This is a genomic window from Mycobacterium sp. NGS41 (assembly GCF_059812725.1).
Genome location: NZ_JCALDF010000001.1, coordinates 1 through 13,496, shown reverse-complemented (window position 1 = coordinate 13,496; position 13,496 = coordinate 1). Strand labels below are relative to the sequence as shown.

Below are 13,496 nucleotides of genomic sequence, written 5' to 3'. Positions count from 1 at the left end.
TTCGATCTATTTCGAGTCCAGGGCGAACCGCGGAAAGGCGAGATCACCAGCGTAGCGGGCGGCGTCGCCCAGTGCCTCTTCGATCCGCAGCAGCTGATTGTATTTCGCGACGCGCTCGCTGCGGGCCGGCGCCCCAGTCTTGATCTGCCCGCTGCCGACCGCCACCGCCAGGTCGGCGATCAGGGTGTCCTCCGTCTCCCCGCTGCGATGACTGATCATCGTGCGGTATCCGCTGTGGTGTGCCAGTGCGACAGCGTCCAGTGTCTCGGTCAGCGTGCCGATCTGATTCACCTTGACCAGCAACGCGTTTGCCACACCCTTTTCGATGCCGTCTTCGAGGCGTTCGGGATTGGTGACGAAGATGTCGTCGCCGACGATCTGCACCCGCTCGCCGACCGACGCCGTCAGAGCGGCCCAGCCGTCCCAATCGTCTTCGGCCAGTGGATCTTCGAGAGACACCAGCGGGTAGGAGCCGAGCAGGCCGGCGTAGAACTCGGCCATCTGCTCAGCGGTACGCGTCTCGCCCTCGAACTTGTAACCGGTGCCTTCGGTGAAGAACTCGGTGGCCGCGGCGTCAAGGGCCATCGCCACATCGACGCCTGGTTTGAAGCCGGCCGACTCGATGGCCCGGCCGATCAGATCCAGTGCAGCGGTGGTGCCCGCGACATCCGGGGCGAAGCCACCTTCGTCACCCAGCCCGGTGGACAGCCCCTCCTTCTTGAGGACCGACTTCAGCGCGTGGTAGACCTCGGCACCCCAGCGCAGCGCCTCCGCGAAGCTGGGCGCACCGATCGGTGCCACCATGAACTCCTGGATGTCGACGGCTGTGTCGGCGTGTGCGCCGCCGTTAAGGATGTTCATCATCGGTACCGGCAGGATGTGCGCGTTCGGCCCGCCGATGTAGCGGAACAGCGGCAGTTCGGCGGAATCCGCGGCCGCCTTGGCGACCGCCAGCGAAACCCCGAGAATCGCGTTGCCGCCCAGCCGGGACTTGTCCGGAGTGCCATCGAGATCCACCAGCGCCTGGTCGACGAGGCGCTGGTCGTCGGCGTTCAGTCCGATCACCGCCGGGGCGATCTCATCGAGAACAGCTTGCACGGCTTTCTTCACGCCCTTGCCGCCGAATCGATCGCCGCCGTCGCGCAACTCGACGGCCTCGTGCTCCCCGGTCGACGCGCCGGACGGCACAGCGGCGCGGGCGAACGTTCCGTCGATCAGGGCGACCTCGACCTCGACCGTCGGGTTGCCACGGGAATCGAGGATCTCGCGGGCACCGACCTGCTCGATAATCGGCACTGGGCTCTCCTTTGCGCTCTAGCTCTCTGAAAGGTTCCCGGCAGCCTTTAGGGTAAGGCCTGGGTCAGCGCTCTATCCTTCTACAGCGGATGACCCGCCGCGTAGGCGGTCGCCCAGTCCCGGACGGCCCGCGCGTAGACGCCCGAGTTGTTGTAGGCCCGCAGCGCGGTTATCCATCCTCGTGGGGTTGCGAGATCCTTTCCACGCCAACACAAATAGCCCGCCGCCGAGAGCGCCGCGTCGTCGATGTTGTCCGCGCTGATCGCGCCGTCGTTGTTGGCGTCGACGCCGTACAACCGCCAAGTCTCCGGAATGAACTGCATCGGCCCCATCGCGCGGACCACCCCGCTGCCGTCCGAAGCGCCGTCGTCTTCGTCGACGATGCGCAGGGTGCCGCCGGTCCCGTCCAGATGCACACCCCGGATCGGCGGAGTCACATCGCCGTTGAGCGCCACCATCGCGCCCCGGTAGGTGCCGTGGTGGCTTTCCACTTGCCCGATGCCGGCCAGGGTCGTCCACGCAATATGGCACTTGGGGTTTTCGACTTCGGCGACGCGGGCGGCGTAGGCATACGCCTCAAGTGCGATGACCGGTATTTCCAGTGCCGCGGAGCGTTTCTCCGCCCACTCACGCAACTGGTCCGCGGGCCGGCCACTGGCATGTGTGTCCACCGGCGGCACCGGGTCCCCGGCCGGTGGCGGCACGCCGTCGGGGATAAAAAGACTGAGCTGCCAGGTACAACTTGACGCCAAAAGCATGGCGGTCGCACCGATGACGGCGACCGCCCGCAACCAACGTCTCGGCGACACAGTGCTTCCTTTGGGTTCCTCGACTTCTTGCATCTCCTCTTATCCCGCCAGACCACCACATCGTCCCATGGGATCGCCGCCCACCCCGTTTGTGGTGGCCGTCAAAGCACCGATTCCGGCCAATTTTCGATTAGCTGTAAATACTCCTGGCAAGGTAAATCAGAGGCATATCTTCGATTCATGTGATAGCAGCAAATATTCAAAAGATTACTGACACGAAGATGCCGCAGAACCGACGCGCCCGGCCCAGCGTGAGTATTATCGGCGGCCTTTACGCTTCTTGGAGCCGCCGCCGGAAGCTTTGGCTGAAGGCACCGCGTCGACGGCCTCCGCGTCGACCGCCGGCTCTCCGGGCGGCCAGTAAGCGCGCCACTCCGCCTCGGTGGCCTCGCCCAGCGGAGCCACATCGAACTCCTCGGCGACATCGTCTCCGCGACGCGCGGCGGCAATCGCTCTCTCGACGCGACGAACCGTGTCAGCGAATTCCAAAACGGCTGTGCGCAGCGAGTTTTCCGCATCGACATCGAGCGACAGCGAGATAGAGGTTATGTCCGCAGGGATCAGGTCGGCGGGTAACCCGGCGTTGCTGACCCGTTCAATCACCTTCTGCGCCAGCGCCAACGCCGGCTGCCCGGTATGAACGTCGTCGATCACCGAGAGCCGCGGTTTTTCGGCGGCCTTGCGCTGCTCCCACTGCGCCAACTGGTCTTCGAGCGAAATCGGGTTCCCGGCAAGCACTTCCGGCACCCGATTGCCCAGCTTTCGGATCAGAGTGGCGGCGACGTCGTCAATGGTGAAGGGAAGCTGCGGCGCGTCCTCGGCGATACGGGCATGAAACAGCACCTGCAGCAGCACATCGCCCAGCTCTTCGCGCAGCTGGTCGGCGTTGCCGCTGCGCACCGCGTCCAAAACCTCGTAGGTCTCCTCCAGCAGATAGCGCCGCAACGAATCGTGGGTCTGCTCGCTTTCCCACGGCCCGGCGGTGCGCAGCTTGTCCATCATCGCGACCGCGTCGACGAGTCGTTCGCCCCGCGGCGACTCCGGTGCCGCAATCAGCCGCGCGCCGGCGGCCAGTCGCGCGATGACGGCTGGGTGGTTGCGGTCGGAGGACAACAACACCGGCGCGTCGTCGCCGAAGTGCACCGGACGCGCCGCGGGCAGCGACCAGGGCACCGCGACGGGCATCTCCTCGGTGTATTGCACTTCGCCGCTGAGCAACTCGATGGCTTCGATGGGCACCAGCGACGGGCGGCGTGGGTCGAACAAGACGACAATCAAGCGCCGCTCCTCCTCATCGCTCGTTCTGCATCGTCGCTGGCGCGGATCAAGCGCCGCTCCTCCCCATCCCCTGTCGCTCCTCACTCGAATTGGTTGCCGCGCCCGTTATACCAACTTCCTGCTGCGCTTTGCCCTGAAGGGCGGTTATCAAGTCGGCGACCAGCTGCAACAATTCGACATCGCGGATTCGGGGCGCACCGACACCGCCGGCCCGCGGAATGGGAACCTGCACCGTCGAGGTGGTAGCGCGATAGCTGGCTCCCGGATGAATGCGCTTCAGCCGCACCTGGGCGGAATCCGGCAAGGTCATCGGCGACAACCGCACCGTGGCCGCCGACGGCGCCGATACCTCTGCGATGCCCGCGTCGCGGCACAGCAGCCGCAACCGCGCCACCGCGACCAGCCGCCGGGCGGGTTCGGGCAACGGCCCATAGCGGTCGGTGAGCTCGTCAACAACCGCGGCCACGGCCGCGTCGTCAGCAGCGGCGGCCAGACGACGGTAGCCCTCGAGGCGCAGCCGGTCGCTGGCAATGTAGTCCGGCGGCAGGTGCGCATCGACCGGCAGGTCGATCCGCACATCCTTGGGCTCCTCGGCGGTGGTCACCGTGTGACCGTCGGCCGCCAGCCGGTAGGCCTCGACGGCCTCGCCCACCAACCGCACGTACAGGTCGAAGCCCACCCCGGCCACGTGTCCGGACTGCTCGACGCCGAGCACGTTGCCCGCGCCGCGGATTTCGAGGTCCTTCAAAGCCACCGCCATGCCCGCGCCCAGCTCGTTGTTCTGCGCGATGGTCGCCAGCCGGTCGTAGGCCGTCTCGGTCAGCGGCACGTGCGGCGGATAGAGGAAATAGGCGTAGCCGCGTTCGCGACTGCGCCCGACCCGGCCACGCAGCTGATGCAGCTGAGACAGCCCGAAGGTGTCGGCACGCTCGACGATGAGCGTGTTTGCGTTCGAGATGTCCAGGCCGGTCTCAACGATGGTGGTGCACACCAAGATGTCGTATTCGCGGTTCCAGAAACCCTGAACGGTGCGTTCCAGCAGCTCCTCAGGCATTTGCCCGTGCGCGACGACCACTCGCGCCTCGGGTACCAGGTCGCGCACCCGGGCGGCGGTCTGGTCGATCGAGCTGACCCGGTTGTGCACGTAGAACGCCTGCCCGTCGCGCAGCAGTTCGCGTCTTAAGGCCGCCGCGATCTGCTTGTCGTCGTGCGGACCGACGTAGGTCAGTACGGGGTAGCGGTCCTCGGGCGGCGTCAGGATCGTCGACATCTCGCGGATCCCGGCCAGGCTCATTTCCAGCGTGCGCGGAATCGGTGTGGCACTCATGGTCAGCACATCGACATGGGTGCGCAGCGACTTGATGTGCTCCTTGTGCTCGACGCCGAAGCGCTGCTCCTCGTCGACCACGACCAGGCCCAGATTCTTCCAGCGCACCCCGGTCTGCAGCAGGCGGTGGGTGCCGATCACGATGTCCACCGACCCGTCGGCCATGCCCTCGATCACTGCGCGGGACTCCGTGGTGTCGGTGAACCGGGACAGCCCCTTGACGACCACGGGGAAGCCGGCCATCCGCTCGCGGAACGTTTCCAAATGCTGGTCGGCCAACAGCGTGGTGGGTACCAGCACTGCGACCTGTTTGCCGTCCTGGACCGCCTTGAACGCCGCGCGCACCGCGATCTCGGTCTTGCCGTAACCGACGTCGCCGCAGACCACCCGGTCCATCGGCACCGGCTTCTCCATGTCGGCCTTGACTTCGGTGATGGCGGTGAGCTGGTCGACGGTCTCGGTGAAGCCGAAGGCGTCTTCCATCTCGGCCTGCCACGGGGTGTCCGGCCCGAACGCGTGTCCTGGGCTGGCCTGACGTTTGGCGTACAACGAGACCAGCTCGCCGGCGATCTCTCGGACAGCGCGGCGCGCCTTGGTCTTGGTGTTGGTCCAGTCGCTGCCGCCGAGCCGGCTCAGCGCGGGCGCCTGCCCGCCGACGTAGCGCGACAGCTGGTCCAGGGAATCCATCGGTACGTAGAGCTTGTCGGAACCCCCGCCGCGCCGGTTCGACGCGTACTCCAGCACCAGATACTCGCGGCGCGCGCCGCCGACGGTGCGCTCGACCATCTCCACGAACCGCCCGATGCCGTGCTGGTCGTGCACCACCAGGTCACCGGCGGTGAGCGCCAGCGGGTCAACGGTGTTGCGCCGCTTGGCCGCCAGCCGCTTGCCGTCGACATTCGTGGCCCGGCTGCCGGTCAGGTCGGTCTCGGTGATGATCACCAGGCTGGCGGTATCGTTCGGGACGATCAGGCCGTCGTGCAGCGGGCCCTTGAGCACCCCGACGACACCTTGTTTCGGTGCGGCACCGCACTCCAGCATGGTGGCGGGGGTATCGCATTCGGCCAGCCGCTCCACGACCCGGTGCGCCGTTCCGGTCCCGGGCGCGACGACTGCGGCGTAGCCGCCGGTCGAGACGTGGGCACGCAGCATCGTGAAGATGGCGTCGATGTCGTGCTGATGCCCGCGCGCAGACGGCGCCGCGCGGACGTCGAGTTCCATTGCCGACTCGGCGGACAGCTGGCTCAGCGTCCACCACGGATGACCGGAGCGGCCCGCCGCAGCTTCTATCTGGTCCAGCTCGGCGAACCCCGATCCGCCCAACTGCCCGACGTCTACCGGCGCTTGACTGTCTCGGGTACTCATCGCCGCGACGGACCAGGATGCCTCCAGGAATTCGCGGCCGGTCTTGATCAGGTCGGCGGCGCGGGCGCGCACCTTTTCCTGGTCGCACACCAGCACCGGTGTGCCCGCGGCCAGCTGATCGGTCAGCAGCGCATGGTCGTCAGGACGGAGCACCGGCAGCAGAGCTTCCATGCCGTCGACCGGGATGCCCTCGGCCAGCTTGGTCAGCATGTCGGTGAGGGTGCCGGTGATGGCGCCTTCCTCTGCCGGCCGTCGGCCGGCGACTTGTGCGGCCAGTGCGGCGGCCCGAGCCCGCACGTCGTCGGTGAGCAGCAGTTCCCGGCAGGCGACCGCGACCAGCGAGTCGACGGCGATCTCGGGAATGGAGCGCTGGTCCGCGACGGAGAACATCCGCATTTCGCTGACTTCGTCGCCCCAGAACTCGACGCGCACCGGGTGTTCGGCGGTCGGGGCGAAAACGTCGAGGATGCCGCCGCGGACGGCGAACTCCCCACGTCGGCCCACCATGTCCACCCGGGTGTAGGCCAGGTCGACCAGCCGGGCGATCACCTGCTCGAAGTCGGTGTCCTGGCCGACGCTCAACGTGACCGGTTCGACCAGGCCCAGCTGCGGCGTCATCGGCTGCAGCAGTGATCGCACCGGCGTGACCACCACCTGCAACGACGGACCCAGCCGCGCGTCATCGGGATGGGCGAGCCGGCGAAGCACCATGAGGCGCGCGCCGACGGTGTCGACGCCGGGTGAAAGCCGTTCGTGCGGCAGCGTCTCCCAGGAGGGAAACAGCGCCACCGCGTCACCGAACACGCCGCGCAGCTCCGCCGTCAGGTCGTCGGCCTCCCGACCGGTGGCGGTGACCACCAGCAACGGGCCCTGCCGCGCCAGCGCACTGGCGACGAAAAGACGAGCGCTGGCCGGGCCGACCAGCGCCAATTCGTCGGGTCGATCGGAGGCGCGCGCGATGAGCTGTTGGAATGTCGGCGCGGTCAACGCCAATTCGACGAGCCCCGCGATCGGGGTATCTGGGCTAGCAGGCCCCGGTGCGGTCATGATCCCGCCATTCTAAGGCGGGACCCGATTGCCCAACTTTCCACTCGCGCCGCCTGGCGCTCGCCGTTCGTCGGTCGTGAACCTTGTCAATATTTGGCCCGGGCCCGTCAAGGGATCGTAAGGAAAGCACCGCCGGGGCCGGGCCGAGAGCACGTTGGAAACATGACATTGCTGGACATGCTGCCTTCCATTGGCAAGGCCGCTCCACGGCGGTTCGACCCCGCCATCTGGCCGATGACTACCTGCTCCGACGAGGAGGGCCGGCTCTGCCTCGGCGACATGCCGGTTACCGACATCGCCGACGAGTTCGGCACTCCGACCTATGTGATCGACGAGAACGACTTCCGGCACCGCGCACGCCGCTATCGCAAGGTGCTGCGCGATGTCGAGGTCGTTTACGCCGGCAAGTCACTGCTGACCACCGCGGTGGCGCGCTGGGCGCACGAAGAAGGACTCGGCATCGACGTCTGCTCACCCGGCGAGCTGGCTGTCGCCCTGGCCGGCGGTATGGATCCGGCCCGGATCATCATGCATGGCAACGCGAAGTCGCCCGAGGAGCTGCGAGACGCGGTGGCCGTCGACGTAGGACGCGTTGTCGTCGACTCCGACATCGAGATCGCCTACCTCGCCGGCCTGGCACGACGGCGCCAGCGGGTGCTCGTCCGGGTGACCCCGGATATCGACATCCATGGCCACCGCGCGGTGACCACCGGGATCAGCGACCAGAAGTTCGGGTTCACCCTCGATGGCGACCAGGCCGCCGACGCGGTCAAACGCGTACTGGCGCACCCCGTCCTCGACTTGATCGGGTTGCACTGCCACATCGGATCGCAGGTCACCGACCCCGCGCTGTACGGCGAAACGATTCATCGGGTGATCGCCGCCATGGCCGACATCCGCGCCCACCACGGCGTCATCCTCACCGAGCTCAACATCGGCGGCGGCCACGGCGTGCCCTACGTCCGTGGCGATGCGGAGCTTGACCTCGTCCAGCTGGCCGCGGTCATCGAGGACGCCCTCGACGAGGCCTGTGCCGCAGAGCATTTCCCCCGGCCGCACGTCGTGGTCGAACCCGGTCGCGGCATCGGCGCCCGGGCCGGCGTCACCCTGTACCGGGTGCGATCGGTGAAGACGCGGCCCGGTGGCCGCACCTTCGTCGCGGTGGATGGCGGCATGAGCGACAACCCGCGCGTCGCGCTGTACGGCGCGCAGTACACGGTCGCGCTGGCGAACCGGCACGCTCTCGGCGTGAAGCAGGTCGTCACCGTGGCGGGCCGGCACTGTGAAGCCGGAGACGAGATCGCCCGCGATATCGAGCTGCCGGCCGACGTCCACCCCGGCGACCTGCTGGCCGTCGCCTGCACTGGCTCCTACCACCACAGCATGGCGTCGAACTACAACTTGGTCGGCCGGCCGCCGCTGGTGGCCGTCAAGGACGGCCGGGTTCGCGAGTTGGTGCGCCGCGAGACGACGGCCGACCTGTTCGCGCGAGACTGCGGCTAACCCGTTACTCGTCCTGCAGGTGGGGATCGGCCTCGAGGTGGGTCAGGCCGTTCCACATCAGGTTCACCAGATGCGCGGCCACCACTTCTTTCTTGGGCTCCCGTGTGTCGAGCCACCATTGCGCGGTCATGGATACCGAGCCGACCAGTGCCTGCGCGTACAGCGGAGCCAGGTCGGGATCCAGGCCGCGACGGGCGAAGTCACCGGCCAGGATGGAGCTGACCTGGCTGACGGCGTCGTTGAGCAGGCTGGAATAGGTGCCCGAGCTGATCGAGGCCGGCGAGTCGCGGATCATGATCCGGAAGCCGTCGGTGCGCTCTTCGACGTAGGTGAGCAACGCCAGCGCGACCCGCTCGACCCGCACCCGGGACCTGTTGTTGGTCAACGACGACGTGATGCCGTCCAGCAGCGCCGACATCTCCCGGTCGACGACGACGGCGTACAGGCCCTCTTTGCCGCCGAAATGCTCGTAGACGACCGGCTTGGACACATTGGCCCGCTGTGCGATCTCTTCGATCGAGGTCCCGTCGTAGCCCCGTTCGGCAAACAGGGAGCGGGCGATGCCGATGAGCTGGAGCCGGCGCTCGCTGCCCGTCATCCGCGCACGCGGAGCCCGCACTTCCTTGTCCGGTGCAGCCACGTCAATCAGGGTATCGGCTTGCGGGCTACGCGTTGGCGGACTTTCGCCTGATCAGCTGGCGGGAGCGTCCCGCTTTTGCCGCGGCTTCTCAGCCCGGCGGCGTGCCGGCAGCAGGGCGATGATCAGGACACCGATCAAATTGAGCAGGATGCCCAGCGCGACCGCCCCGCCCACACCGCGGTTTTTCTCCCGCGCGATCCTGGCTGCGAAGTATGCGCAGACGGCCATGCTGATGACGCCGATGACAATGGCGCCCACCATAGGCACCACCGTGTCCAGGTCCGCGTTACTCATCCGGACATTCTGCCTTGTCCTGCGCTGATGGCGTACCGCCAGCGGTCCGCATCGTCGTCAGACTGTGCCCGATTGTCCGACTCCTCCTCGGACCGCCAGCGGTCCGCATCGTCGTCAGACTGTGCCCAATTGTCCGACTCCTCCTCGGACCGCCAGCGGTCCGCATCGTCGTCAGACTAAAGTCTTGGTGGCGCGGCCCGCCGTTAGTAGACAATCCGTCGTGGTGTAATCGGCAGCACCTCTGATTTTGGTTCAGAAAGTTCAGGTTCGAGTCCTGGCGACGGAGCCCGTTACGGATCCGTTCTTTGCGGCGAGCGTGCGTGAAATGCCACGCTTAACGGCGTGTCGGCGTACAGACACGCGCGCTCGCCAGCCGAGAAGGAGAGTCGATGACGTTTCGTGGTGATACCGCGGTCCTGGTGTTAGCGGCCGGGCCCGGCACCCGGATGCGCTCGGACACTCCCAAGGTGCTGCACACCCTCGGCGGGCGCAGCATGTTGTCGCACTCGTTGCATGCGATGACCAAGCTGGCACCCCAGCATCTGGTGGTGGTGCTCGGTCACGACCACCAGCGGATCTCTCCGCTGGTGGCCGAGCTGGCAGACACCCTCGGCCGCAGTATCGACGTCGCGCTGCAGGAGCAGCCGCTCGGCACCGGCCACGCCGTGTTGTGCGGGCTGTCGGCGCTACCCGAAGATTACGCGGGCATCGTCGTCGTCGCCGCCGGGGACACCCCGCTGCTGGACGCCGACACCCTGGCAGATCTCATCGCCACCCACAGCGCGGCCCACCCCGAAGGCAAAGCCGGCGTCACGGTGCTGACCACGACGCTCAGCGATCCGCACGGCTACGGCCGCATCCTGCGGACCCAGGACAACGAGGTGATGGCGATCGTCGAACAAACCGACGCCACACCCTCGCAACGCGAGATCCGCGAGGTCAACACCGGGGTCTACGCCTTCGACATCGCCGCCCTCCGGTCCGCATTGAGCCGGCTGAGCTCCAATAATGCTCAACAGGAGCTATACCTGACCGACGTCGTCGCTATCCTGCGTCGGGACGGGCAGACGGTCAGCGCCCGTCACATCGACGACAGCGCACTGGTGGCCGGCGTCAACAACCGCGTCCAGCTGGCCGAGCTGGGCGCCGAGCTCAACCGCCGGATCGTGGCCGCCCACCAGCTGGCCGGCGTCACCGTCGTCGATCCCGCCACCACCTGGATCGACGTCGACGTGACGATCGGCCGCGACACCGTCATCCAGCCCGGAACCCAGCTGCTCGGCCGTACCCGGATCGGCGGCGGGTGCGCCGTCGGTCCCGACACCACCCTGACCGACGTCACCGTGGGCGACGGCGCGTCGGTCTGCCGCACCCACGGCAGCCAGTCCGCGATCGGCGACGGCGCGACGGTCGGTCCGTTCACCTACCTGCGGCCGGGCACCGTGCTGGGAGCCGACGGCAAGCTGGGTGCATTCGTCGAGGTCAAGAACTCCGCCATCGGCACCGGCACCAAGGTGCCGCACTTGACCTACGTCGGCGACGCCGACATCGGCGAGCACAGCAACATCGGTGCATCCAGCGTGTTCGTCAACTACGACGGCACCACCAAGCGGCGCACCACCATCGGCTCGCACGTGCGCACCGGCTCGGACACCATGTTCGTGGCGCCGGTGACCATTGGCGACGGCGCCTACACCGGGGCCGGCACCGTGGTCCGCGAGGACGTCCCGCCGGGGGCGCTGGCGGTTTCGGCGGGCCCGCAACGCAACATCGAGAACTGGGTCCAGCGCAAGCGACCGGGAACTGCGGCCGCGGAGGCCGCGGAGCGCGCTGCTCAGGCGTCCGAATCCGATCAGACACCTTGAGTTATTTTCCCCGCTACCCGGCCATTTGTCGGTACCCTTCGCTACGTACCATGGGGCCCGTTCCTTTTCTCAATCTCGATCCCGATACGGCGAGGGCAGCGCGTTGAGCCACGACTGGACCGATAATCGCAAAAATCTGATGCTGTTCAGCGGCCGCGCCCATCCGGAGCTGGCCGAGCAGGTGGCCAAAGAGCTCGATGTCCATGTCACCGCGCAGACCGCTCGCGAATTCGCCAACGGCGAGATCTTCGTTCGCTTCCACGAATCGGTGCGCGGCTGCGACGCGTTCGTCCTGCAGTCGTACCCGGCGCCGGTGAACAGATGGATGATGGAACAGCTGATCATGATCGACGCCCTCAAGCGGGGCAGCGCCAAGCGGATCACCGCGGTCATGCCGTTCTACCCCTACGCCCGGCAGGACAAGAAGCACCGCGGCCGCGAGCCGATCTCGGCGCGGCTGGTCGCCGACCTGCTCAAGACCGCCGGCGCCGACCGGATCGTGACCGTCGACCTGCACACCGATCAGATCCAGGGTTTCTTCGACGGGCCCGTCGACCACATGCGTGGACAGAACCTGCTGACCGGCTACATCCGGGACAACTACCCGGACGGTGACATGGTGGTGGTCTCCCCCGACTCCGGCCGGGTGCGCATCGCCGAGAAGTGGGCCGACGCGTTGGGCGGCGTGCCGCTGGCCTTCATCCACAAGACGCGTGATCCGCGGGTGCCCAACCAGGTGGTGTCGAACCGCGTGGTCGGTGAGGTCGCCGGCCGCACCTGCGTGCTGATCGACGACATGATCGACACCGGCGGCACGATTGCCGGCGCGGTGAAGCTGCTGCACGACGACGGCGCCGGCGACGTGATCATCGCAGCCACCCACGGGGTGCTGTCCGAGCCGGCCGCCGAGCGACTGGCCGGGTGCGGCGCCCGAGAGGTGATCGTGACCAACACGCTGCCGATCGGCGAAGAGAAGCGTTTCCCCCAACTGACGGTGTTGTCCATCGCGCCGCTGCTGGCCAGCACCATTCGTGCCGTCTTCGAAAACGGCTCAGTCACAGGGCTTTTCGACGGAGACGCCTAGATGGGGTCCGGTTCGGGCGACACCGTCATCTACCACAATCCCAAATGCAGCACGTCGCGAAAAACACTGGACTTGTTGCGGGACAACGGTATTGAACCTGAGGTTGTCCAGTATTTGAAGACGCCGCCGTCGCGCAGCGAGCTGGTTCGCATGATCCGCGACGCCGGTGTCGACGTGCGCACCGCGGTACGCAAGCGTGAGGCGCTGTACGCCGAACTCGGCCTCGCCGAGGCTACCGACGACGAGCTGCTCGACGCCATGGCCGAGCATCCGATATTGATCGAACGACCGTTCGTCGTCACACCGAAAGGCACTCGGCTGGCCCGGCCGATCGATGCTGTCCGCGAGATTCTGTGAAACGCTTTGCTTTTGCGGTTGCGATCACCGTGGTGATGGCGTCGGCGGTCGGGTGCGGCCCGAAAACACCTGACTACCGAGCGATCTGGACGACGAGTTCGACCACCAGCGCGTCACCGACCCCGACCGAAGCGCCTGTCCCGCTGTCGAAGTATCTGGAAAGCCAAGGTGTCACCGGAGCCCCGGTGCCGCCCGGTGACCTTCCCGACCTCACCGTGTCCATCCCCACGCCGCCGGGCTGGGCACCACATGGTGATCCGAAGGCCCACCCGAACGCGGTGATGCTCGCCAAGGGCGACAATCTCCCGGCGGCCATGCTGGTGGCGTTCAAGCTGCGCGGCAACTTCAATCCCGCCGAAGCGATCAAGCACGCTAATGCCGACCTGCCCCAAGGCTTTCACAAATTGGATTCCTCAACCGCAGACTTCAATGGCTTTCCCTCGTCGATGATTCAGGGCAGCTACGACACCCGCAGCGGGCGGATGCACAGCTTTAACCGGATCGTCCTGCCCACCGGTTCGCCGCCCGACAAGCAGCCATACCTGGTTCAGCTCACCATCACCAGCAAGGCCGACCAGGCCGTCGCGGAGAGCAACGACATCGAGGCGATCATTCACGGATTCGTAGTCGC

The 13,496-nt window shown here is 66.9% G+C and carries 11 protein-coding genes and 1 tRNA gene; 6 read left to right on the top strand and 6 right to left on the bottom strand.

What is annotated here, in order from left to right:
* Positions 1-6: 6 nt before the first annotated feature.
* From eno to mfd, 4 genes are all read right to left on the bottom strand, one after another.
* On the bottom strand, positions 7-1,296 hold the full coding sequence (gene eno / locus AC5Y21_RS00060; protein WP_499908201.1) for a phosphopyruvate hydratase: 1,290 nt from the start codon (positions 1,294-1,296) through the stop codon (positions 7-9).
* An 80-nt stretch (positions 1,297-1,376) separates the two neighbouring features.
* Positions 1,377-2,105 (bottom strand): lytic transglycosylase domain-containing protein, encoded by a 729-nt coding sequence (locus AC5Y21_RS00055; protein ID WP_499908199.1) that lies wholly within the window; start codon positions 2,103-2,105, stop codon positions 1,377-1,379.
* A 258-nt stretch (positions 2,106-2,363) separates the two neighbouring features.
* Positions 2,364-3,383: a nucleoside triphosphate pyrophosphohydrolase gene (locus AC5Y21_RS00050; RefSeq protein WP_499908197.1), complete on the bottom strand. Its 1,020-nt coding sequence runs from the start codon at positions 3,381-3,383 to the stop codon at positions 2,364-2,366.
* Positions 3,384-3,429: 46 nt separating this feature from the next.
* Positions 3,430-7,122 carry a transcription-repair coupling factor gene (mfd, locus tag AC5Y21_RS00045; RefSeq protein WP_499908195.1) on the bottom strand — a complete coding sequence of 1,231 codons (3,693 nt, stop codon included), beginning with the start codon at positions 7,120-7,122 and terminating at the stop codon, positions 3,430-3,432.
* A gap of 162 nt (positions 7,123-7,284) precedes the next feature.
* On the opposite strand from mfd, the gene lysA reads away from it, so the two are divergent.
* The gene (lysA, locus tag AC5Y21_RS00040; protein ID WP_499908193.1) at positions 7,285-8,625 is read left to right on the top strand and encodes a diaminopimelate decarboxylase; all 1,341 of its coding nucleotides are present in this window, start codon (positions 7,285-7,287) and stop codon (positions 8,623-8,625) included.
* 4 nt (positions 8,626-8,629) lie between these two features.
* On the opposite strand, the gene AC5Y21_RS00035 is transcribed toward lysA, so the two are convergent.
* Together AC5Y21_RS00035 and AC5Y21_RS00030 are read right to left on the bottom strand one after the other, a co-directional pair.
* The gene (locus AC5Y21_RS00035) at positions 8,630-9,223 is read right to left on the bottom strand and encodes a TetR/AcrR family transcriptional regulator (RefSeq protein WP_499908895.1); all 594 of its coding nucleotides are present in this window, start codon (positions 9,221-9,223) and stop codon (positions 8,630-8,632) included.
* A gap of 93 nt (positions 9,224-9,316) precedes the next feature.
* Positions 9,317-9,559: a hypothetical protein gene (locus AC5Y21_RS00030; RefSeq protein WP_499908192.1), complete on the bottom strand. Its 243-nt coding sequence runs from the start codon at positions 9,557-9,559 to the stop codon at positions 9,317-9,319.
* Positions 9,560-9,773: 214 nt separating this feature from the next.
* Here AC5Y21_RS00030 and AC5Y21_RS00025 point away from each other — a divergent pair.
* The 5 genes from AC5Y21_RS00025 to AC5Y21_RS00005 all read left to right on the top strand — a co-directional run.
* A tRNA-Gln gene (locus tag AC5Y21_RS00025) sits at positions 9,774-9,845 on the top strand.
* Positions 9,846-9,948: 103 nt separating this feature from the next.
* Positions 9,949-11,424, top strand: coding sequence for a bifunctional UDP-N-acetylglucosamine diphosphorylase/glucosamine-1-phosphate N-acetyltransferase GlmU (gene glmU, locus AC5Y21_RS00020; protein ID WP_499908190.1), 1,476 nt, complete (start codon positions 9,949-9,951; stop codon positions 11,422-11,424).
* Between the two features lie 103 nt (positions 11,425-11,527).
* The gene (locus AC5Y21_RS00015; protein WP_499908188.1) at positions 11,528-12,508 is read left to right on the top strand and encodes a ribose-phosphate diphosphokinase; all 981 of its coding nucleotides are present in this window, start codon (positions 11,528-11,530) and stop codon (positions 12,506-12,508) included.
* Positions 12,509-12,865 (top strand): arsenate reductase (glutaredoxin), encoded by a 357-nt coding sequence (arsC, locus tag AC5Y21_RS00010; RefSeq protein WP_499908187.1) that lies wholly within the window; start codon positions 12,509-12,511, stop codon positions 12,863-12,865. It abuts the gene before it with no gap.
* A 35-nt stretch (positions 12,866-12,900) separates the two neighbouring features.
* A partial coding sequence (locus tag AC5Y21_RS00005; protein WP_499908893.1) for an LpqN/LpqT family lipoprotein occupies positions 12,901-13,496 on the top strand: 596 nt, incomplete at its 3' end.

What these genes read in the sequence shown, in the direction of transcription:
- lysA (WP_499908193.1), top strand. Translation starts at nt 7,285, where the DNA reads ATGACATTGCTGGACATGCTGCCTTCCATTGGCAAGGCCGCTCCACGG.
- glmU (WP_499908190.1), top strand. Translation starts at nt 9,949, where the DNA reads ATGACGTTTCGTGGTGATACCGCGGTCCTGGTGTTAGCGGCCGGGCCC.
- AC5Y21_RS00035 (WP_499908895.1), bottom strand. Translation starts at nt 9,223, where the DNA reads ATGACGGGCAGCGAGCGCCGGCTCCAGCTCATCGGCATCGCCCGCTCC.
- mfd (WP_499908195.1), bottom strand. Translation starts at nt 7,122, where the DNA reads ATGACCGCACCGGGGCCTGCTAGCCCAGATACCCCGATCGCGGGGCTC.
- arsC (WP_499908187.1), top strand. Translation starts at nt 12,509, where the DNA reads ATGGGGTCCGGTTCGGGCGACACCGTCATCTACCACAATCCCAAATGC.
- AC5Y21_RS00030 (WP_499908192.1), bottom strand. Translation starts at nt 9,559, where the DNA reads ATGAGTAACGCGGACCTGGACACGGTGGTGCCTATGGTGGGCGCCATT.